The sequence below is a fragment of the Paenibacillus sp. FSL R10-2748 genome, assembly GCF_038005565.1.
Classification (GTDB): Bacteria; Bacillota; Bacilli; order Paenibacillales; family Paenibacillaceae; genus Paenibacillus; species Paenibacillus polymyxa_B.
Genome location: NZ_JBBOTK010000003.1, coordinates 20,906 through 39,385, shown reverse-complemented (window position 1 = coordinate 39,385; position 18,480 = coordinate 20,906). Strand labels below are relative to the sequence as shown.

The window sequence follows — 18,480 nt, the reverse complement described above, 5'->3', positions numbered from 1 at the left end:
TTCACCCTATTTCTTTGATCTTGTAATAGCTTCACGCAGCGGAAAGGCCAAATCAATAATACCTATAATGCGGAGCGGCTGGAACACCAGAACGACGAGCGACAGCAGCAACGCAATCACCGGGCTCATTTTACGGCTATGCGTCCAGAAGTATACAAAACCAATCGTCTGGATAATAAAACATGCATGAATCAGCGGTAGCATACTAATGGAAACCATTTGAATCCAGCTGCTATCGGAAGACCCTGCTATCCATTCAATTACAATTGCCAGCAGATAATACCAGATCAGCGCGCGCGGTAGCCTCCACTCGCGAGCAGGCTTCATTTTGCGTACCGGTACATCGAGACTGCTCAATGCCGGACGTGCCAAAGCATGCGTAATCATCGCCAATATGAACGAGGTCATGATCAGCACATACGGAATTTTTCCAATCAGCATTGTACCGAGTTTCTGCGTATCCTCCGCTGTCCAATTCATGTTCGAAAACATCGGATTAGCACTCAAAACCTGCTGTACTATACTTGCCGATATCGCGGCCTGATCACGAAGGTACTGCGAAAGATCAAACCCAAAAGAATACGTAGCGATAAACAGAACAACCAACAACTCGGCTAAAATAATGCCCATTCCGGTCATCAACGCCTGAAAAGCAGGTCCTCCCTTTTTATAAATCCGTCCCATCATTATTGAAGGAATCAGAAAATAAATCGCAGGGAGCAGCGAATACACATCGAGTAGCGCTATAATTAACAGCACCGGTATGACGTGAACCAGAAATCCTTTGAAAGGCAGCGATGAAAACAATACAGCGCCAGGCACAATCAGCAAAAATACGGTAATGATTCTTAATGGTGTCAATAGAGTCAGCAGCAGAAGCAAATAAATGACGCTCCATGCTACAGTTGCCAAGCGGAATTTCAACGTTTTCACCTCTTACGCATATGTTCTTCCAGTGCGGAAATGTCCTGATACCAATCCTCCAGCTGGTGTCCTTCTTTTCTGTGCTTTCTTAGCTTGTCGATGAGTAGATCATCCAATTCACGGTAAGACACTCCAAGGCGCCTCCCCAAAATATAACTGCTCATCACCAAACTCGCCAAACAATCACCAATGCGGGCTGTACTGCCTTCCCACATCGCCTTAAACAGACGGGAGACTTGGTCAAGCACCTCTGTTTTAAGCCATTCAATAACCTTGGCTCGTTTAACTACATCCATTTCTTTAGGCATATGATGAAGAGTCACACCCCTCTGAAAAAGCTTTATTCTCCATTATAGCATATCCTATTCTGAAAATAACTGTTACCCCATAAGGTAAATCGTTATTTTCGGACCAGCTTTGCTGCTTATTTTAGCTTGAAGTATTAAGCGATTCCCTGGACACAAATTTTTCACAATACTCAATAATCTGGCTGCGACGTACAATGCCAATAAACCGTTCCATATCATCTACGACGGGCACAAAATTCTGTACCTTCGCCAAATTAATTAAATCCTCCATGTTCGCGTCAATGGATACGGGCTTCATCGTAACCCGCAACGGAACGTCCTTAAGCATAAACTTAGAAGCGTTTTCAAAGGTGATTTTCCCCTCGGACTCTTTCATATGCCACAACAGATCACCTTCTGTAACTGTACCTGTATATCTACCTTCTTTATCCAAAATAGGAACCGCTGTAAAACGGTGATATTCCATCCGTTCCAACGTTTGCCGTAAAGTAGCATCCGCCGTTACACAAGCAACTTCCTGTTTGGGAAGCAAGAAAAAAGCGATGTTCATGAGAAACGAATCCCCCTCAAAATCAAATATAAATCAATTGATTATTCACTGAATGTCCTGCTTGTCGGGAAGCCTCAGCGTCTGCGGGGTTGTATCGGAATCTAGCCAGTTCGCAATCATAAGTCTGGCATATTCAAGTTCCTGTTCATTAGCCCGGTCATAATACAGGCCCTTCTTCTTGAACCCTTCCCCCGTAATCGTAAAACTTGAAATTTGTGGATTCCCCTGCGAAATAGCCTGCTTGCCAAGCCCAGTAATAAAAGTAGGTTCCATATCGGTTTTGAAATTGGCTCCCATAATATCGAGCAGCTCCGGGATTTTGGTAATTCCGTTGATATTCAGCAGCTTATCGGCCATAGCGTTCAAGAAAATTTGCTGCCGTTTTGTACGGTTGAAGTCGCTATCTTCCCGATATCTAACATAATACATGGCTTCCTCACCATTATAAAGCGGCTTGCCCGCCTCAATACGGAACTTGATATGCAGCGGATTCTTATTCTCAATGGGCTTGTCGATGGGAAGCACAACTCCACCCACTGCGTTCACCGCCTCCTGAATACCCTGGAAATTAATCGTAGCATAATAATCGGCCTTATGCTCCATCAACTTCTCTACTGTAGCCATGGACATATCTGCGCCTCCGAACGCATAAGCATGCCCCAACTTATCAAAATCATCCTCGCCATCGCGATTCGGATCATGTCCGACAATCTGTACGTACGTATCCCTTGGAATGGAAATCAAAAGCACACGCGATTCTGCGGGCCGTACTACTGCATACATAACCGTATCCGAACGACCACGCGCCTTTTCATTTGGCCTTTCATCTGTACCCAGTAACAGCACCGAAAAGGGCTCCTTACGGTAAGCTACTGTCTCTTGCTGCTGCTGTTCACCGGATTGTCGCGGCTGATAGGATTTCTCCAGCTTGCTCTCCAACGTCGGTGATACAAACCAATCAAAAGCCACCAGTGTCAGCTGTTTGCGGAATAGGTAGCCTCCCACTGCAATCAAAAATAAAACAATACATGAAATATATAGAGCGGTAAACCTCTTTTTCTTTTTGGGCTTTCCACTGGTCCTTCTCTTATGTCTTCTCTCCATAACAGGTACCTTCCTTCTTTCCGTCACAAATCCCATCTCTTCATTAAACCGAATTGGTCCCACATGAAGCGAAAACTTCCCCTCAAAGCATAAAAGGTCTGCTACCCTGTTGTCAAAAGTATCATGGCGTGGTCAGCTTCTCAAATTCATGCCAAAAAAGGCTTCGACCTCACGGTCAAAGCCCCAATTCATGTTTATATTCGTATCCTATGTAGCTTTCAAAATCATTTTCCCCCTTAATGCGGGGCCAGTTTCACCAAATTTTGCAGTCGCACGGGGAAAGAAGTCGACAGGGCAAAACCATAATCGAACAACCTCCGTGTCTGCTCAAAACGCTCCTCCTTGCTCGGTGCACCCAACACCACAGCAACTAGCCGTCTTCCATGCTGCTCAGCTGTACCCGTGAAGCAGTATCCAGCATCGCTTGTGTATCCTGCTTTCAGTCCGTCCGTTCCCGCGTAAGAGTATGGTCCAGCCAAGGAAGGCAGCATCCAGTTCGTATTACTAATGTAGATGCCTTTATCCTTCAACTCCATCTGCGTACGGCTGGACGTTCTCAAAATCTCCGGGTGTGACGTAATCAAATAGGAGGCCAACTTCGCCGTGTCGCTTGCTGTCATTTTCGTTTCTCCCCGAATATCCTCAGGGTGATTCGGCCCCAATTCACTCTGCCCTGCTCCAGAGGCATTGCTGAAGCGACTATCGGATGACAACCCGATTTGGGTAGCTTTTCCATTCATACGCTTCACAAAAGCTGATTCATTCCCTGCTGAACGCTCCGCTAACGCGACAGCGGCATCATTCGCTGAATACACAACCATACTCTGGAACAATTCGGATACGGTCATCCTTTCACCATACCGGAGGGACAAATTCACACCGCCCACCGTACTCGCGTAACGGCTAATTCGCACTTCATCATTCCAGCCTAACCGTCCGGCCCGAATATCCTCCAGCACCAATAGCTCAGTCATGAGCTTGGACATATTTGCGGAAGGCATAGGCGTATCGCCGTTCACATCCATCAGTAATTCCCCAGTATGCATGTCCATCAGCACCGCAGCCTCTGCATCCACATTCGGCTTTCCGATCAACAGGCGGGGTCCAAGCGTAATAAAAATCAATATAATAAGTACCGGGACGACAATAGCCCAACGTAACCAATGTTTTTTCATCATCGTAATAACCTCCATACTTTATTAGACGATGAAAAATCCATTTTGTCTGCAATTTTTCGAAAAAAAGATACAATTTTTTTACCTTTTGTATTCCACGCCAAAATATCCGTCAATTCTGCTTTCAGGATGACGGATATTTTGCTTCCTAATTATATATTTTAGGCAAAGTGACAGGCTACAAAATGCTGATCGCCCGCATCGCGGTATACCGGAATCTCTGTTTTACAACGTGCTTCTGCCATAGGACAACGTGTATGAAACTTGCATCCTGAAGGCGGATTGGCCGGAGATGGGATGTCTCCTTTCAACACAATCCGTTGTCTCTTGATCGTGGGATCGGGAATCGGTACTGCCGATAGCAGCGCCTTTGTGTACGGATGAAGCGGATTACTGAACAGTTCCTCCTTGGAGGAAAGCTCTACCATTGAGCCCAGATACATCACACCAATCCGGCTACACAGATGCTCGACTACACTTAGATCATGCGAGATGAACAGATAGGTCAATTGGCGTTCCTGCTGCAAATCACTTAACAAGTTAATAATCTGGGCCTGAATAGACACATCTAGAGCAGATACCGGCTCATCAGCCACAATAAAATCAGGATTCAAAATCAAAGCCCTTGCAATCCCGATCCGCTGACGCTGGCCGCCAGAGAACTCATGCGGATACCGATCATAATGATACGAGGATAGCCCACAAATATTCAGCGTTTCATTGACCTTCTTCCGCAGCTCACTACGATCAATCAACCCGTGATCCAGCAACGCCTCACCAATGGCTTCACCGACCTTAATTCTCGGATTCAGTGAGCTAAAAGGGTCCTGAAAGACGATTTGCAACTTCGGACGAAGCGCACGAATCTGCTCTTTGTTTAACGCGTGCAAGTCTTCGCCTTTGTATCGTACCGATCCCTCTGTCTTATCCATCAATCTAAGAATCGTGCGTCCAATCGTACTTTTGCCACAACCCGATTCTCCTACCAGACCGAAGGATTCACCCTTATGAATGTTAAAGGATACATCATCGACTGCTTTCACATGTCCGACAGTACGCTGAAAAATCCCGCCTGTGATCGGGAAATACTTTTTCAGCCCTTCCACTTGAATCAAAGGCTCGCTCATATCCGTTGCCCTCCTTCTTTCTCATATAGCCAGCAGGCAACCTTATGACCATTCTCCTTTTCATTCAAAGGAGGAGCCTGATCCTTGCAAATTTGCATACAGTGGGAGCACCGATCATGGAAATGACAATTTTCTTCCAGCTCAATTGGGTTTGGAACCTGTCCTGGGATGGAATACAGTCGATCCATTTTCTGATTAATGACGGGCTTCGCCTTTAATAAGCCTTGAGTATATGGATGCTGCGGATTTTTAAACAGCTCAATGACAGGCGCCTCTTCAATGACGTTTCCAGCATACATAACGACCACATAATCAGCCATTTCTGCCACGACACCCAAGTCGTGCGTAATGAGCATAATGGACGTTTTAAGCTTATCCTTCAAATCCCGCATTAAATCCAGAATCTGTGCCTGAATCGTAACATCCAGTGCCGTTGTTGGTTCATCCGCAATCAATAACTTCGGATTACAGCTTAATGCGATGGCAATCATGATCCGCTGGCGCATACCGCCACTCAATTCATGAGGATAGGAATGAAATATTTCCTCTGAACGTGAAATCCCCACCAAATTAATCAGCTCAATTGCCCGAGCATGTGCTTCTTTTTTACTCATTAATGTATGCATCAGCAATGGCTCCGTGATCTGTTCCCCAATCGTAAGCACGGGATTCAGAGAAGACATCGGCTCCTGAAAAATAATCGAGATGTCATTGCCGCGAATCTGCTGCATTTGACCTTTATTGAGTTTTAGGAGGTCTTTGCCCTCAAACCAGATTTGTCCGTCTGAGGTGTGGGGAGAATCAATCAACCGCATCATCGTCATCGCAGTTACACTCTTACCGCAACCAGATTCTCCTACCACACAGAGCGTTTCACCCTCACGAATTTTAAAACTGACGTCATTGACCGCTTTGACAGTTCCGTTAGAGGTATGAAAGTGGGTTTTCAGGTTACGAAATTCAATCAAAGCATTTTCCATAAACGTTCGTCTCCTACTTCTTCATTTTAGGGTCCAGCGCATCACGCAAACCGTCGCCAATCAGGTTAATCGCTACAACTGTAATTAGAATACACATTCCCGGTGGGACCCATATCCAAGGCCGTTTGCGGAAGTCAATTAGGTTATTTGCAGCCGATATCATATTCCCCCACGAAGGTGTGGGCGGCACAACGCCGATTCCCAAGTAACTGAGCGCAGATTCTGTAATAATCGCACCCGCTACTCCAAGCGTAGCCGTAACAATAATGGTAGGAATGGTGTTCGGCAGCAAATGTCGGAATATTTTGCGACGGTCTCTCAAGCCTAGCGCTTCCGTCGCCTGCATGAACTCCTGTTCACGCAGCGTAAGAATTTGCCCCCTGACCAGACGGGACAAGCTAGTCCAGCTCAAGACCCCGATAATGAGCATCAGAAAATAAATGCGATTCGACGGATCGACCTTCAAATCCGACAGAACAGCACCTAAAATAATAAGCAGCGGTAATGTAGGGAGTGCCATGAAAATATCGGCAATCCGCATAATAACCGTATCCACGCCTTTACGATAAAACCCTGCCAGCGCACCCAACGTTGCTCCGATCATGACCGAAATAAACGTGGCAACCAGTCCCACCGTCAAGGAAATACGGCCGGCCAGCATCGTACGCAACAAAATATCTCTACCAAACTTATCTGTACCAAGCCAGTACTTAGCATTAGGCGATAAATTTTTGTCAGCTAGCTTGTAATCATCTAAATGATAAGGTGAAATCATCGGTCCAAAACTACAAATGATAACCATCAGAATTAATATAACGAGACCAGCCAAAGCCAGACGGTTTTGGTTAAAACGGCGAATGGCGATTCTCCATGGAGACGCTTCAGGACGGATCGCCGCCTTTTGATTCGTTTCAATCGTGACTGTTTCTGCGGACAATAGTATCCCTCCTACTTCAAGCGAATTCTTGGATCTGCCATGCCATACAATACATCAGAGAGCAAATTACCGATAAGCGTAAGCAACGCTAAGAAAATCGTGAAGCCCAACATAAACGGATAATCCCGCATACTAATCGACTCCAGATAGACCTGACCCACACCCGGCCACACAAATACCTTCTCCAGAATCATCGCCCCACCAAATAAGGCCGGAAGCTCGAAGCCAAGTAGTGTGATGGCTGGAATCAGTGCATTGCGCAGTGCGTGCTTGAAAATAACCGTACGTTCCTTCAAACCTTTGGCGCGTGCGGTACGAATATAATCCTGACGAATGACCTCCAACATGCCTGTACGGAAATACCGGGTCAGACTTCCTGTGCTCAGCATCGTAAGTACGAGTGTCGGCAGGAACATATGCTTGAGAACATCCACCATATAAGCCCACGAGCCTGGCTCCATCCCTGCTGTGGTCATGCCCCCAACCGGGAGAATTCCCCACTCCAGGGCAAATATTTTGATGACCAATAGACCAATAAAAAATGAAGGCAGCGACATACATAAGAAAATGAATAATGTGACAAACTTATCGAATAACGAATATTGGAACTTGGCTGAAAATACTCCTGCAATAACCGCAATCAACCAGCTAAAAATAAGACTAAAAAAAGCGATAATAAATGAGTTCCATACATAATTGCCAATGACCTTCGTTACCGGCTGCTTATGCTGTAATGAATCCCCCATATTCCCCTTTAACATATTACCGGCCCATATAAAATAGCGTTGGTACTCCGGTTTATCCAGCCCGTAGATATGTCGTAGCTGCTGCGCCTTTTCGGCCGTCATATTCGGGTTCTGCTTGGCTGTAATATAATCACCCGGCACCATGGCTGAAATCGCAAATACGATAATGGATATGCCAATAAGTGTGGGGATGAGTTGCAGCAGTCTTCGAATAATGTACTGCTTCATATTCATTCCTCCAGACGAATAAAGTGATATGCTCAGCTCGTGAGAGCTGAGCATACGATTGGCAACCCTTATTGAGCGATCTGAGCGTTATGCAGGGTGAACTCAAAATCTTTGTATGGCGTAATTTCCAAGCCGGATACACGTCCATTAACTGGCCACATATCTCTGCGTTGGTACATAAAAATAGTTGGTAGATCCTTATTCAGCTCTTGATAGAGCTGTTTGTAAATCAATTTGCGTTTCTCTTGATCCAGCTCATGCTTACCAGCAAGCGTTAGTTCATCGACCTTCTTATTGGAATAGCCGATATCATTTTGTGCACCATTCGTAATAAAAGTCGTTGTATCCGGGTCTGGAGTTAAGCCCCAAGCCGCGAAGAACATATCAAACTTGCCTGTGTCCTTTTTATCCATAATGGCGTTAAAATCTAAAGTTTCGGAAGTCAGCTTGATGCCTAGCTCCTTATAGTTATTGGACATGATCGGTAGCAAGGCCTCTACTACTGGATTATCAGCAGTCGCAGAGAAGTTAATGGTCAGCTTTTCTCCATCCTTTTCGCGAATTCCGTCAGCACCAACCTTCCAGCCTGCCTCATCCAGCAAAGCCTTCGCCTTAGCTGTATCAAATTCATATTTGTTGATACCTTCATCTGTATAAGACCAAGATTCTGTAGATTGTGGAATGTTAATAACATTCGCATATGGACCATACACGCCCTGCACAATCTCCTTACGGTTTAAGCCAATCGTTAGAGCCTGACGTACTTTAGGGTCCTGAAATTTCTTTTCCTTATGATTAAACGCAATATATCCATAGCCGTTTGTCGGCATAATATTCACGTCCAAGAAGCCTAACGCCTTTAATTCCTCTACATTGTCTTCAGTAACTGTGATGTTGTCCATGTCCGTTTCACCTGTTTGCAGCATAGACAGATTCGTTTCTTCTGTCGTTGTTTTGAAAATAACCGATTTCACCTTTGGTGCGCCTTTGAAGTAGTTTGGATTCGCATCAAATACGACTTGTTGACCCGGGGAAAAGCTCTTCAGCACATACTGACCAGAGCCGATTGGCTTATTATTAAGCGCCTTAATGCTATCCAGGTTACCCTTTTTGAACCCTTTTCCGTAATAAGCTTCTGGCATGAAGTATTGCTCACCCAGAAAATCCTTGGTATACGCTGTTGCTTCTGTAACCGTTACCTCTACTGTGTTATCATCAATGACTTTGATACCAGAGATATCATTCGCCTTGCCATCGTGATACTCTTTACCGCCTTTAATCTTAAAAGATAATACATCTGTTTCTCCGTCATAATTTGGATCATGCAGTACCTTGAGGACAAAAGCATAATCCTTCACTGTTACTGGGGTACCGTCACTATACTTCACGCCTGGTTTCAGATGGAATGTATATTTTAGACCATCCGGCGATACATCTACCTTGTCAGCCAAACTATTTTCATATGTACCATCCGCCTTCACCTGTAAGAAGGAATCAAATACTGTTCTGACTACATATAAATCGTAAGTCGTTTGCCAGAATAGCGGGTTAAATACCCCTTTAGGTGATGTCATACCTACTACAATGTTATCTTTCCGATTAGTCGCCCCCGGAGGATTTTGCGTCAGATCAGTCGCTTTAATAACGCCCTCCGTAACGGGTGCAGTTCCTTCATTTCCCTCTGTTTTATTATCCGCATTGCCTTGCTGTGGCTGTGCCTCATTAGCACCCCCGCTACATCCTGCAAACAGAACACCAACGATCGTAAGCACCATAAGCAAAGAAACCCATTTCTTCGTCTGCATCATCCTGTTAATCCCCCTTAGTCGGTTCTTTATTTAACAGCCTGTCTCATTCCTGCGGTGATTCGTTAAAGCTTGAGGTTTGAAAATGAAGTTTGCACATCCTCCTCACTGTCTTAATAGCGTAAACACGTGTTTTAGACCTCTGGTCAATTTCGTGCGCTAACAACCATTACATTTTTATTAAGGTTTATCTTAAGTGTAAAATAATATCACGTCAATATCTTTTTTTATGTAATATAAAAATGCAAAATATCTATTTATGTAAAGTTTATGAATTTTACTTGTGGAAAATGACAAAAAAACAGGATTCCATGTAATATAAAATAACATTTCAGAAGGCCGAAATGTTTACTCTGGCGAGTTGGGGAGCTTGCAATTTCACAAGCCATTAAAAGGTATACTATGGTTTATGGGTAAACATGGATTGTATTATTAGTAAGTTACAATAGATGGCACTTGTTGTCAATATAAAAAATCACGAAAAAAGACGCTCCCGGGATCGGGAACGTCTCTTTTTTCCACCCACTACTATTCAGTAGTGTAAGGAAGCAATGCGATTTGACGGGAACGTTTAACAGCGATTGTCAACATACGTTGATATTTCGCACTTGTTCCAGTCACACGACGAGGAAGAATTTTTCCACGTTCGCTGATGAATTTTTTAAGCAGGTCTGTATCTTTATAGTCAATGTGAGTAATTTTGTTCACAGTGAAGAAACATACTTTACGACGTTTGTTGCGACCACCACGACGAGCTGGTCTTTTGTTATCGTCTCCGCCTTCTCTTTGTCTGAAGCCCATTCTTTGTCAGTCCTTTCCCAATTAAAATGGTAAATCATCATCCGAAATATCGATCGGTTTTCCGTCATCGGAAAAAGGATCCTGATTGTTTCGCGAGTTATTATTCCCGCGTCCACTATTGCTGTTACCGCCTCCGAAAGGAGACTCCTCACGCGCAGCTCCACCGCTATTGCCGCCACCGTTACCGCCATCGCGGTTAGATTCCAAGAAACGCACATTATCAGCTACAATTTCAGTCACGTATACACGTTTTCCTTCATTGTTCTCATAATTACGCACCTGAACACGGCCTTCAACAGCCGTTAAACGACCTTTGCGAAGATAGTTAGCACATGTTTCAGCAAGCTGACGCCAGGTTACGATCGGCAAGAAATCCGCTTCCCGTTCGCCGCCTTGACTCGTAAACGGACGGTCTACAGCCAGGGTGAACTGGGTTACTGCTACACCAGACGGTGTATAGCGCAGCTCTGGATCTTTGGTCAAACGACCGATCAGAATGACACGGTTCAACAATCCAATCCCCTCCTTTGAGCGTTGTTCATTACATAATCACGTACAATAATTAAGCTACGTCGTTCGTAATGAGATAACGAATTACTTCGTCAGAAATTTTCATGATACGCTCAAGCTCAGTAACAACAGCAGGTTCTGCTGTGAAGTTTACCAGAACGAAAGAACCATCACGGAATTTCTTGATCTCATACGCAAGACGGCGTTTAGTTACATCGTGACTCGTAATTTCGCCACCGCCGTTAGAGATGATACCTTGGAATTTATCGACTGTCGCTTGAACAGCTTCTTGTTCAATGTCAGGACGAATAATATACATCGCTTCATATTTGCGCATTCTTTACACCTCCTTATGGACATAAGGCCCTCAATCTCAGTTGAGAGCAAGGAACGAGCCTAAGCTCGCACTAAAACAGTTTACCAAATCCAACAACTGAATGCAACCTACAAATTCAATAAACAAGCCTAAAACGGCTAAAAACACTTGCATATCATAAGCTTTATACAATTTTATAGCATATCAAAAATTTCGCATATATAAAGGAAATCATTTGATTCACTCAGTATCTGTATACCCGGTTTCGCATGTTTCTGTTCAAGACAGCGCACAATAACCGTTGCAGTCCAAATTCATTTATCTAAGGAGGCACAATCGCATGGGTGAAAAGACTGAGTTCGAACCAGGAGATAAGGTCCCAAACGACGGCGTATACATGGAGGTCGGAGAAAAGAGCTTCCATACTGAAATCCAAAACCCGCAGCAAGTAACGCTGGAAAGAGGCGATTCTTTTCCGGAGACCGCCAACCATAATCGCAAATGGAAGAAAAAAACGAAAGCTCGTGTCCACTAATGTATATTTCGTCGCAATCCTGGCCATATTATGATTAGGCGATACAACAGAGAGGTGTGGTTCCGTTGGACGACGTAGCCGGACAAACTGTTAGGAGATCCATTCCGGGCATTAGAAGCGTTAGGTTTGTGTAAAAGGACACTGTCTTTTCAACACGGTATTGCTGGTCAGTACACCGAGTTTCATGATGTGATTGGACAGATCGTATCCTGTTAAAAATGTATCGCCTACGATGGAGGACCTTTGTGGTCCTCCTTTGTTGCATTATCGGACTTTTTGCATATCCTGGTAAAATGCAGATTAATTCAGCTCCTTCTGCTAGAATATATCCAAGTACAAAGACCTACTATCTACGGAGGTTTAAAGATGAGCTATTCTCGAATATTAAAGTGGATATCAGGTATATTCGAATTGGTGCTTGCCGTACCGATTGTGGGGGGAGCTATTGTCATGGGGACCGGCTACTCGGCTCTGGGATTTATGCTTGTCCTGCATGCAGTAACACTTATCCTGTCGTTACGCAATCAGGAGGCGATCTACGGCTCCGTATGGGGAGTACTCACTTCTTTGCTGGCCTGGATACCCTTTGTAGGCTGGGCTCTCCATTTGATTGCAGCGATCCTTCTGATGATCTCTGGCTCAAAAAAAACAAAACGCTATCATTACCCGCCTAACCAGCTATAACAAAAGAGTGCTCCTACCGGCAATGTTTCTCTGCTGTCAGGAGCATTTTTTGCTGTAACGATATCTCTCAGAAGGAACAAACTAACCCTTGTCTTTTACAAGGTCGAGCTGTATGTCTCCCCTTTCTCGCAGACACAGCAATTCATCGAACAGGAAAGTAAGTCCGCTTTTGTCTCTCCAGTTTCTGATGATGTCCGATACTACCTCCATCAAATCACGCCGAATCCCCTCTGCCAGTTGTAATCCTGCACTGTCACCATCAATGAACAAATGTGTGTGTTCCAGCTGCTCCAACTTGCGTACCTGACGCAGACATAGCACACCATTGTCCAGATAGAAGAAGTAGCATCCTTTATATAGAACCCCTTCGAATATCTCATACATATGCGGCAAATCATACGGCCCGTATACCATCGAAGCCCATTCCAATGCCAACGATTTACTCATACATCGTTTCCCCTTTCCTAATGAAAATAAAGTTATCCTTCTTTCCAAGTAATATGGAGCAAAAGTATGTAAACCTAAAACCAATAAAACTTAATAAGTACTACTTTATTAGTAATATAATATTAAGAAAATAGTACTACTCGGTGAGTAGTATGTCAATAGGATATACGAAAAAAGTTTTACGATATAGGTAGTGTAGGATATAATACAAATAACTAATTTAGTAATTTTGTAACCCACAATATTTCCTTAAGGAGGCTCATTAACGTGAGTCAAATTCATTTTAAATTGAGTGAAACACTAGAAATGATTGGAACTACACGTAACAAGATCGCGGTGGAATCGAAAACAAGACCTGCTACAATTCTTGATTTAGCAAGTGGCGATACAAAAACCATTAAGCTGGAAACCTTGGTTAATATCTTAAATGCGATAAACGAAATCGCCCGTAGCCACGGCTTGGAACAAACATTTGGTATTGAAGATATCATTCAGTACGTCCCTCAAAGCACAGAAAATACGCGCTAATCCACTTTGGGATAGCGCGTACTTTTTTTAATAATATGATTCTTACTTTTCAAAAAGCATAAATCCCTTCTAAGTTCTTTACTTCGTGGACACGTTAGCCGCATATATACCTTCAAAATATCTCCCATAAACAAAAAATCTCCTACGTCACAGACGTAAGAGATTGGTTTATTAAATGAAGTTAGTGGCGGAAAGAGTGGGAGTCGAACCCACGCACGCCTTGCGACGCCTAACTGATTTCGAGTCAGCCCCCTTAGACCTCTTGGGTACCTTTCCGCAGCAAGGATAATTATATCATCATTGCAACTGTGACGCAAGCTGATTCTGGTTCATCGCCATTCATCTTTCTTGGCTCAATTCGCTTCCGTGTTTTAATCGTCGGCGTTGGCCTTTGATCGCAGCACTTTCTTCATATTCTTTTCGAACTTGGCACGCGGAATCAGCACACTATGCTGGCAACCGACACATTTGATTCGAATATCCATCCCCATGCGGATAATTTCCATTTCATTCGTTCCACACGGATGAGGCTTCTTCATCTGTACAATGTCCCCTAGTTCAAATGACTTACGCTCCACCCTTCTCTCCCCCTTTTATTCCTTGCTCATCTTTTTTTTCTAGGGTTATCGCCGTCTCCAAGGCGGCCTGACGATGTTCCTCATCCTCTAGGGCCTTCTTGATGTTATTCTGAATATCACGCTCTACCACGGCCCCTGTATTTGGCATACATTCTGCCACAACACGCACAATATACTCTGAGGTAGTCATGGACTGAACCCCTAACACATCTGGTATATTAAGTATCTGTACATTGGACTCTTCAATGCCTTGGATTGCCTGTTTTACCAAACCAACTGCTTCCTCCAGACTACGCTCGGCCTTCATTGGCACATCCACTACCGCCAACGCGTTGGACATGGAGAAGTTTGTTACCGTTGTAATTGAGCCGTTCGGTAAAATGTAAACCTCACCTTTCCAGCTCACCAGTCTGGTTGTGCGCAGCCCGATCATTTCCACCGTACCCTTGAAAGTACCTGTCTGAATGACGTCTCCTACGGCAAATTGATCTTCAAAAATAATGAAGAATCCAGTAATTACATCCTTAACCAGGCTCTGTGCCCCAAAACCAACGGCCAATCCAAGCACTCCAGCTCCAGCAATCAGAGGACCAAGATTAATGCCCATTTGAGAAAGCACCAGCATAATCAAGATGAAATTGAATACAATATTGGTTACATTTTTTAGCAATTCCCCAACGGTCGTTAACCGCCTTGTATTCAATCGGAATCTGCCGTTATCTCCCTTTTGTTGCATTGACTTATCTATAATTTTATTAATAACTCGAATAAAGATACGTGTAATAATGAAAATAATTGCAATTTTCAAAATCACAAACAAAAAGGTCGACCACATCTCACCATCTGTAATGAATTTCCATACGATATCCTTCAAGTGGATAGCACCCTTCACTACCTCTTCTGTGCCTGAATCGCCCTCCAGCCAATGCATAAAGGTCATCCTGTACTCCTCCTTAAAAAAGGGAACTACTCTTCCTGCTTCCCGAATTCTATTTCCTACTATATAAGCTTATCTACTGACTTCAAACATACGGCTATGAATAATCTACTTCCTCGAGTATAAAAGCACAAGTTTATCCATATACTAGCTACTATCTTGAGAATAAATGTTACCCGCAGGCTAATTGTTATTCTCCAAGGTACAGCGAGCGCAACCTTCACACTCCATTACAGAGCGAAAGGAAGATTCCATGACTCATCCATCTGACTTCATTCCGGAGCAAGAACCCCTAAGCTTAAAAATATCACACACAGACCCCGGGATCCAATCAGCCATCATCCATCGTCTGCTGTTCCATCTGCATCAGGCGCCGAGTCTGCAAAATATCGTCATTATTTGCATCGGCACCGACCGTTCTACTGGAGATTGCCTGGGTCCGCTCGTAGGTACGCATTTATCACGCTACAAAAGCCCTCTGTTTAACCTATACGGTACATTAGAGGAGCCTGTACATGCTATGAACCTGCAAACGACGCTGAATGGCATACAAGCCCGATATGAACAGCCTTATATCATTGGTATAGATGCATGTCTTGGACAAACCTCCAGCGTTGGATGCATTCAGGTTTCAGATGGTCCTCTCAAGCCTGGAGCAGGTGTAAATAAAGAATTACCGCCGGTCGGCGATATCCATTTAACTGGTATCGTTAACGTCGGCGGCTTCATGGAATACTTCGTGCTGCAAAATACGAGACTAAATTTGGTAATGAAATTATCAGATATCATTGCTGGCAGCCTATACTCCGCAATTAAGGAGTGGCATTACCGTTCTGTCCTGCTTGCTGCGCAAGAGTAACGGCTTCTTTTTCTTCAGGTGATAAGGAATAGGTGGATTGTCCCGCTTCTAGTGGCTTGGCATACACATATGAGCCATCTCGGTTATAAATGCCGGTTAATACCATACCATCCTGATTGTCGTCTACAATAGCCAGGGAAAAGCTTAAATCGCTTCCTCTCTCACCAAAGGCATTATAACGTTTGATACCTATATGTCCCTTCAAGCCAGCCAGTTTACTACGTAATGATTTCATACTTGCACGATGGGTTTCCTGCTCATCCTCAATCGTATCCATCTGTACCTTCAAATCAATCAGCAGCGTTTCCAAATTCTCGACACCGCTGCCTGCCATCATGGTTTCATACTTTCGCCGCATCTTCTTCAGCTTTGCACCCTGCACGATAATAACAATCAACAGGATGAGCAAAATAAGCACGATCCCTGCAACGATTCCGGCAAGCTGTTCCATGATTAGTCCATTCAATTCAGCCATATGCTTGCTTCTACTCCTCTACCTCAAAAATCATGTTACTGCATACTTATATTTTATACGTTTGAGAACAGCGAAACAAATAACACAAGGCTATTAGTTTATCCATCATAACCATTCTAATTCCTGCAATTCCAGACAAAGCAAAGACATATCTCACTTTCCATTTTGCTCAAGGAGACATGTCCATATTTCAACAAACTACTGTAATAGCTCCAGTAATCTTTCCAAATCCTGCTGGCTGTAATAATTCAATTCAATTTTGCCTTTATCCTTATTGTGCTTGATCTTTACAGTTGTTTTAAAGCGTTCACGCAGGGACTCTTCCATATGGTCAATATAGGGGTCCTTTTTTCGTACCTTTGTTTTGGCTTTCGCCTCACCAGGCTTATGATCCAACTGCTGTACAGCTTCCTCCAGTTCGCGAACACTCCACTGCTGTTCAATACATTGCTGTGCTAACTGTTTCACCATGTCTGGATCTTTGAGCCCAACAATAGCTCTAGCATGTCCCATAGACAATGTTCCACGTGAAACATGATCTTTAACTTCTTCAGGCAATGCGAGCAAGCGAAGGAAATTGGCAATATGAGAACGTGATTTTCCCACTTTCATGGACAACTCTTCCTGAGTTAAAGAAAACTGATCCATTAATCCCTGATAAGCTACTGCCACTTCCATTGCATTCAAATTCTCACGCTGTAAATTCTCAATCAGGGCAATCTCCATCACCTGCTGATCCGTAAAATTGCGAACAACTACAGGTATAGTCGGATTCCCACAAAATTGAGAAGCCCGAAAACGTCTTTCCCCGGCTATGATTTCATATCCTCGCAATACACTACGTGCAATAATAGGTTGGATAACACCGTGCTGACGAATGGATTCGGCTAATTCCTTAATGGACTCTTCATCAAACGTTTTTCGAGGCTGGTACGGATTCGCACGCAACTGGCTGAGCGGAATGTCAACAACCTTATCCTCTTCATTGACTGTAAGGGAGGGAATGAGTGCATCAAGTCCTTTTCCCAACCGTTTACTCATAAGATACCACTTCCTTTGCCAACTCAATATATACCTCTGCCCCACGGGAACGGGGATCATACGTAATAATGGACTGGCCATGTGATGGTGCTTCGCTGAGTCTCACATTGCGTGGAATAATCGTCTGATAAACCTTGCTTTGAAAATACTTTTTCACTTCTTCAATCACCTGAATACCCAAGTTCGTGCGGGCATCAAACATGGTTAACAACACACCTTCAATTTGCAATGAGGTGTTCAGATGTTTTTGCACTAATCGCACGGTATTCAACAATTGACTTAATCCTTCCAATGCGTAATATTCACACTGGATTGGAATAATGACTGAATCGGAAGCCGTCAATGAATTGAGCGTCAAAATACCCAGCGATGGCGGGCAATCAATTAATATATAATCATAATTATGCTTAACGAGTTGAAGCGATCTTTTTAATCTCAATTCACGAGAAATGGTCGGCACCAGTTCAATTTCCGCGCCTGCTAACTGAATGGTTGCCGGAATAATATCTAGTCCTTCAACCTGTGTACTGACAATAGCTTCGCTAGGATCAACCTCGTTAATGAGTACATCATAAATGCAATTTGCCACATCCGCCTTATTGATACCCACACCGCTGGTTGTATTACCTTGCGGGTCGATATCCACGAGCAATACCCTTTTGCCGAGGGAAGCAAGTCCGGCGCCCAAATTAACGGAAGTAGTTGTTTTGCCTACTCCGCCCTTTTGATTGGCTACGGCTATTATTTTTGACACTTCATTCACCTCATAATTTAATCGGAATCCTGCTACACTCCATGATTGCAAAATGCTCTATGGAGACGTTACTTAGTCCTTAACTTACGGATAACGGCAATTTCAGAATAGAATTGAGTATGCTGCGGTTT

23 protein-coding genes and 1 tRNA gene are annotated in these 18,480 nt (G+C 43.9%); 4 read left to right on the top strand and 20 right to left on the bottom strand.

The features are described 5' to 3' along the window. Positions 1–6: 6 nt before the first annotated feature. The 13 genes from NSS66_RS10075 to rpsF form a co-directional block, all read right to left on the bottom strand. Complete coding sequence (locus NSS66_RS10075) at positions 7–924, bottom strand: DUF2232 domain-containing protein (protein WP_068939311.1); 918 nt, start codon at positions 922–924, stop codon at positions 7–9. A 5-nt stretch (positions 925–929) separates the two neighbouring features. Beyond that, positions 930–1,232 (bottom strand): MazG-like family protein, encoded by a 303-nt coding sequence (locus tag NSS66_RS10070; RefSeq protein WP_013312791.1) that lies wholly within the window; start codon positions 1,230–1,232, stop codon positions 930–932. 121 nt (positions 1,233–1,353) lie between these two features. Continuing rightward, complete coding sequence (locus NSS66_RS10065) at positions 1,354–1,782, bottom strand: CBS domain-containing protein (protein ID WP_013312792.1); 429 nt, start codon at positions 1,780–1,782, stop codon at positions 1,354–1,356. A 45-nt stretch (positions 1,783–1,827) separates the two neighbouring features. Next, positions 1,828–2,886, bottom strand: coding sequence for an LCP family protein (locus NSS66_RS10060; protein WP_023991140.1), 1,059 nt, complete (start codon positions 2,884–2,886; stop codon positions 1,828–1,830). 236 nt (positions 2,887–3,122) lie between these two features. Then, on the bottom strand, positions 3,123–4,064 hold the full coding sequence (locus tag NSS66_RS10055; RefSeq protein WP_340958871.1) for a D-alanyl-D-alanine carboxypeptidase family protein: 942 nt from the start codon (positions 4,062–4,064) through the stop codon (positions 3,123–3,125). 158 nt (positions 4,065–4,222) lie between these two features. Next, positions 4,223–5,188: an ABC transporter ATP-binding protein gene (locus NSS66_RS10050; RefSeq protein ID WP_013312795.1), complete on the bottom strand. Its 966-nt coding sequence runs from the start codon at positions 5,186–5,188 to the stop codon at positions 4,223–4,225. Continuing rightward, the gene (locus NSS66_RS10045) at positions 5,185–6,168 is read right to left on the bottom strand and encodes an ABC transporter ATP-binding protein (RefSeq protein ID WP_264454327.1); all 984 of its coding nucleotides are present in this window, start codon (positions 6,166–6,168) and stop codon (positions 5,185–5,187) included. The genes NSS66_RS10050 and NSS66_RS10045 overlap by 4 nt, the downstream gene beginning before the upstream one ends. Positions 6,169–6,181: 13 nt before the next feature. Further along, positions 6,182–7,105: an oligopeptide ABC transporter permease gene (gene opp4C / locus NSS66_RS10040; protein ID WP_028540977.1), complete on the bottom strand. Its 924-nt coding sequence runs from the start codon at positions 7,103–7,105 to the stop codon at positions 6,182–6,184. Positions 7,106–7,116: 11 nt separating this feature from the next. After that, positions 7,117–8,079: an ABC transporter permease gene (locus NSS66_RS10035; protein WP_023991143.1), complete on the bottom strand. Its 963-nt coding sequence runs from the start codon at positions 8,077–8,079 to the stop codon at positions 7,117–7,119. A 68-nt stretch (positions 8,080–8,147) separates the two neighbouring features. Further along, positions 8,148–9,887: an ABC transporter substrate-binding protein gene (locus NSS66_RS10030; RefSeq protein WP_340958868.1), complete on the bottom strand. Its 1,740-nt coding sequence runs from the start codon at positions 9,885–9,887 to the stop codon at positions 8,148–8,150. 525 nt (positions 9,888–10,412) lie between these two features. Beyond that, the gene (gene rpsR / locus NSS66_RS10025; RefSeq protein WP_013312800.1) at positions 10,413–10,685 is read right to left on the bottom strand and encodes a 30S ribosomal protein S18; all 273 of its coding nucleotides are present in this window, start codon (positions 10,683–10,685) and stop codon (positions 10,413–10,415) included. Positions 10,686–10,706: 21 nt separating this feature from the next. Then, positions 10,707–11,198, bottom strand: coding sequence for a single-stranded DNA-binding protein (gene ssb, locus NSS66_RS10020; protein ID WP_013312801.1), 492 nt, complete (start codon positions 11,196–11,198; stop codon positions 10,707–10,709). A gap of 49 nt (positions 11,199–11,247) precedes the next feature. Then, positions 11,248–11,532 (bottom strand): 30S ribosomal protein S6, encoded by a 285-nt coding sequence (gene rpsF, locus NSS66_RS10015; RefSeq protein ID WP_013312802.1) that lies wholly within the window; start codon positions 11,530–11,532, stop codon positions 11,248–11,250. Positions 11,533–11,851: 319 nt separating this feature from the next. Here rpsF and NSS66_RS10010 point away from each other — a divergent pair, with 319 nt between their 5' ends. Both NSS66_RS10010 and NSS66_RS10005 read left to right on the top strand, forming a co-directional pair. Then, complete coding sequence (locus NSS66_RS10010) at positions 11,852–12,046, top strand: YjzC family protein (protein ID WP_013312803.1); 195 nt, start codon at positions 11,852–11,854, stop codon at positions 12,044–12,046. 366 nt (positions 12,047–12,412) lie between these two features. Continuing rightward, entirely contained in the window at positions 12,413–12,730 is a 318-nt protein-coding gene (locus NSS66_RS10005) for a hypothetical protein (RefSeq protein ID WP_013312804.1), read from the top strand. 81 nt (positions 12,731–12,811) lie between these two features. On the opposite strand, the gene NSS66_RS10000 is transcribed toward NSS66_RS10005, so the two are convergent. Continuing rightward, a complete protein-coding gene (locus tag NSS66_RS10000; protein WP_028540981.1) occupies positions 12,812–13,177 on the bottom strand; it encodes a hypothetical protein in 366 nt (121 codons plus the stop codon). Between the two features lie 267 nt (positions 13,178–13,444). Here NSS66_RS10000 and NSS66_RS09995 point away from each other — a divergent pair, with 267 nt between their 5' ends. Beyond that, the gene (locus NSS66_RS09995; protein ID WP_028540982.1) at positions 13,445–13,705 is read left to right on the top strand and encodes a hypothetical protein; all 261 of its coding nucleotides are present in this window, start codon (positions 13,445–13,447) and stop codon (positions 13,703–13,705) included. 185 nt (positions 13,706–13,890) lie between these two features. On the opposite strand, the gene NSS66_RS09990 is transcribed toward NSS66_RS09995, so the two are convergent. The 3 genes from NSS66_RS09990 to NSS66_RS09980 form a co-directional block, all read right to left on the bottom strand. Next, a tRNA-Ser gene (locus NSS66_RS09990) sits at positions 13,891–13,981 on the bottom strand. 95 nt (positions 13,982–14,076) lie between these two features. Further along, positions 14,077–14,283: a DUF951 domain-containing protein gene (locus tag NSS66_RS09985; RefSeq protein WP_023991148.1), complete on the bottom strand. Its 207-nt coding sequence runs from the start codon at positions 14,281–14,283 to the stop codon at positions 14,077–14,079. Beyond that, positions 14,273–15,223 (bottom strand): mechanosensitive ion channel family protein, encoded by a 951-nt coding sequence (locus NSS66_RS09980; protein WP_339201213.1) that lies wholly within the window; start codon positions 15,221–15,223, stop codon positions 14,273–14,275. Before NSS66_RS09980 ends, NSS66_RS09985 begins: the two co-directional genes overlap by 11 nt. 250 nt (positions 15,224–15,473) lie before the next feature. On the opposite strand from NSS66_RS09980, the gene yyaC reads away from it, so the two are divergent. Further along, positions 15,474–16,079 carry a spore protease YyaC gene (gene yyaC, locus NSS66_RS09975; protein WP_023991150.1) on the top strand — a complete coding sequence of 202 codons (606 nt, stop codon included), beginning with the start codon at positions 15,474–15,476 and terminating at the stop codon, positions 16,077–16,079. On the opposite strand, the gene NSS66_RS09970 is transcribed toward yyaC, so the two are convergent. The 3 genes from NSS66_RS09970 to NSS66_RS09960 form a co-directional block, all read right to left on the bottom strand. Beyond that, complete coding sequence (locus NSS66_RS09970) at positions 16,033–16,554, bottom strand: DUF4446 family protein (protein ID WP_023991151.1); 522 nt, start codon at positions 16,552–16,554, stop codon at positions 16,033–16,035. The two genes, yyaC and NSS66_RS09970, sit on opposite strands and share 47 nt — an antisense overlap. A 198-nt stretch (positions 16,555–16,752) precedes the next feature. Then, positions 16,753–17,595 (bottom strand): ParB/RepB/Spo0J family partition protein, encoded by an 843-nt coding sequence (locus NSS66_RS09965; RefSeq protein WP_013312809.1) that lies wholly within the window; start codon positions 17,593–17,595, stop codon positions 16,753–16,755. Beyond that, positions 17,588–18,349 carry a ParA family protein gene (locus tag NSS66_RS09960; protein WP_023991152.1) on the bottom strand — a complete coding sequence of 254 codons (762 nt, stop codon included), beginning with the start codon at positions 18,347–18,349 and terminating at the stop codon, positions 17,588–17,590. The genes NSS66_RS09965 and NSS66_RS09960 overlap by 8 nt, the downstream gene beginning before the upstream one ends. Positions 18,350–18,480: the final 131 nt, after the last annotated feature.

What these genes read in the sequence shown, in the direction of transcription:
- NSS66_RS10070 (WP_013312791.1), bottom strand. Translation starts at nt 1,232, where the DNA reads ATGCCTAAAGAAATGGATGTAGTTAAACGAGCCAAGGTTATTGAATGG.
- NSS66_RS10065 (WP_013312792.1), bottom strand. Translation starts at nt 1,782, where the DNA reads ATGAACATCGCTTTTTTCTTGCTTCCCAAACAGGAAGTTGCTTGTGTA.
- NSS66_RS10060 (WP_023991140.1), bottom strand. Translation starts at nt 2,886, where the DNA reads ATGGAGAGAAGACATAAGAGAAGGACCAGTGGAAAGCCCAAAAAGAAA.
- NSS66_RS10055 (WP_340958871.1), bottom strand. Translation starts at nt 4,064, where the DNA reads ATGATGAAAAAACATTGGTTACGTTGGGCTATTGTCGTCCCGGTACTT.
- NSS66_RS10050 (WP_013312795.1), bottom strand. Translation starts at nt 5,188, where the DNA reads ATGAGCGAGCCTTTGATTCAAGTGGAAGGGCTGAAAAAGTATTTCCCG.
- NSS66_RS10045 (WP_264454327.1), bottom strand. Translation starts at nt 6,168, where the DNA reads ATGGAAAATGCTTTGATTGAATTTCGTAACCTGAAAACCCACTTTCAT.
- NSS66_RS10035 (WP_023991143.1), bottom strand. Translation starts at nt 8,079, where the DNA reads ATGAAGCAGTACATTATTCGAAGACTGCTGCAACTCATCCCCACACTT.
- NSS66_RS10030 (WP_340958868.1), bottom strand. Translation starts at nt 9,887, where the DNA reads ATGATGCAGACGAAGAAATGGGTTTCTTTGCTTATGGTGCTTACGATC.
- rpsR (WP_013312800.1), bottom strand. Translation starts at nt 10,685, where the DNA reads ATGGGCTTCAGACAAAGAGAAGGCGGAGACGATAACAAAAGACCAGCT.
- rpsF (WP_013312802.1), bottom strand. Translation starts at nt 11,532, where the DNA reads ATGCGCAAATATGAAGCGATGTATATTATTCGTCCTGACATTGAACAA.
- NSS66_RS10010 (WP_013312803.1), top strand. Translation starts at nt 11,852, where the DNA reads ATGGGTGAAAAGACTGAGTTCGAACCAGGAGATAAGGTCCCAAACGAC.
- NSS66_RS10005 (WP_013312804.1), top strand. Translation starts at nt 12,413, where the DNA reads ATGAGCTATTCTCGAATATTAAAGTGGATATCAGGTATATTCGAATTG.
- NSS66_RS10000 (WP_028540981.1), bottom strand. Translation starts at nt 13,177, where the DNA reads ATGAGTAAATCGTTGGCATTGGAATGGGCTTCGATGGTATACGGGCCG.
- NSS66_RS09980 (WP_339201213.1), bottom strand. Translation starts at nt 15,223, where the DNA reads ATGACCTTTATGCATTGGCTGGAGGGCGATTCAGGCACAGAAGAGGTA.
- yyaC (WP_023991150.1), top strand. Translation starts at nt 15,474, where the DNA reads ATGACTCATCCATCTGACTTCATTCCGGAGCAAGAACCCCTAAGCTTA.
- NSS66_RS09970 (WP_023991151.1), bottom strand. Translation starts at nt 16,554, where the DNA reads ATGGCTGAATTGAATGGACTAATCATGGAACAGCTTGCCGGAATCGTT.
- NSS66_RS09965 (WP_013312809.1), bottom strand. Translation starts at nt 17,595, where the DNA reads ATGAGTAAACGGTTGGGAAAAGGACTTGATGCACTCATTCCCTCCCTT.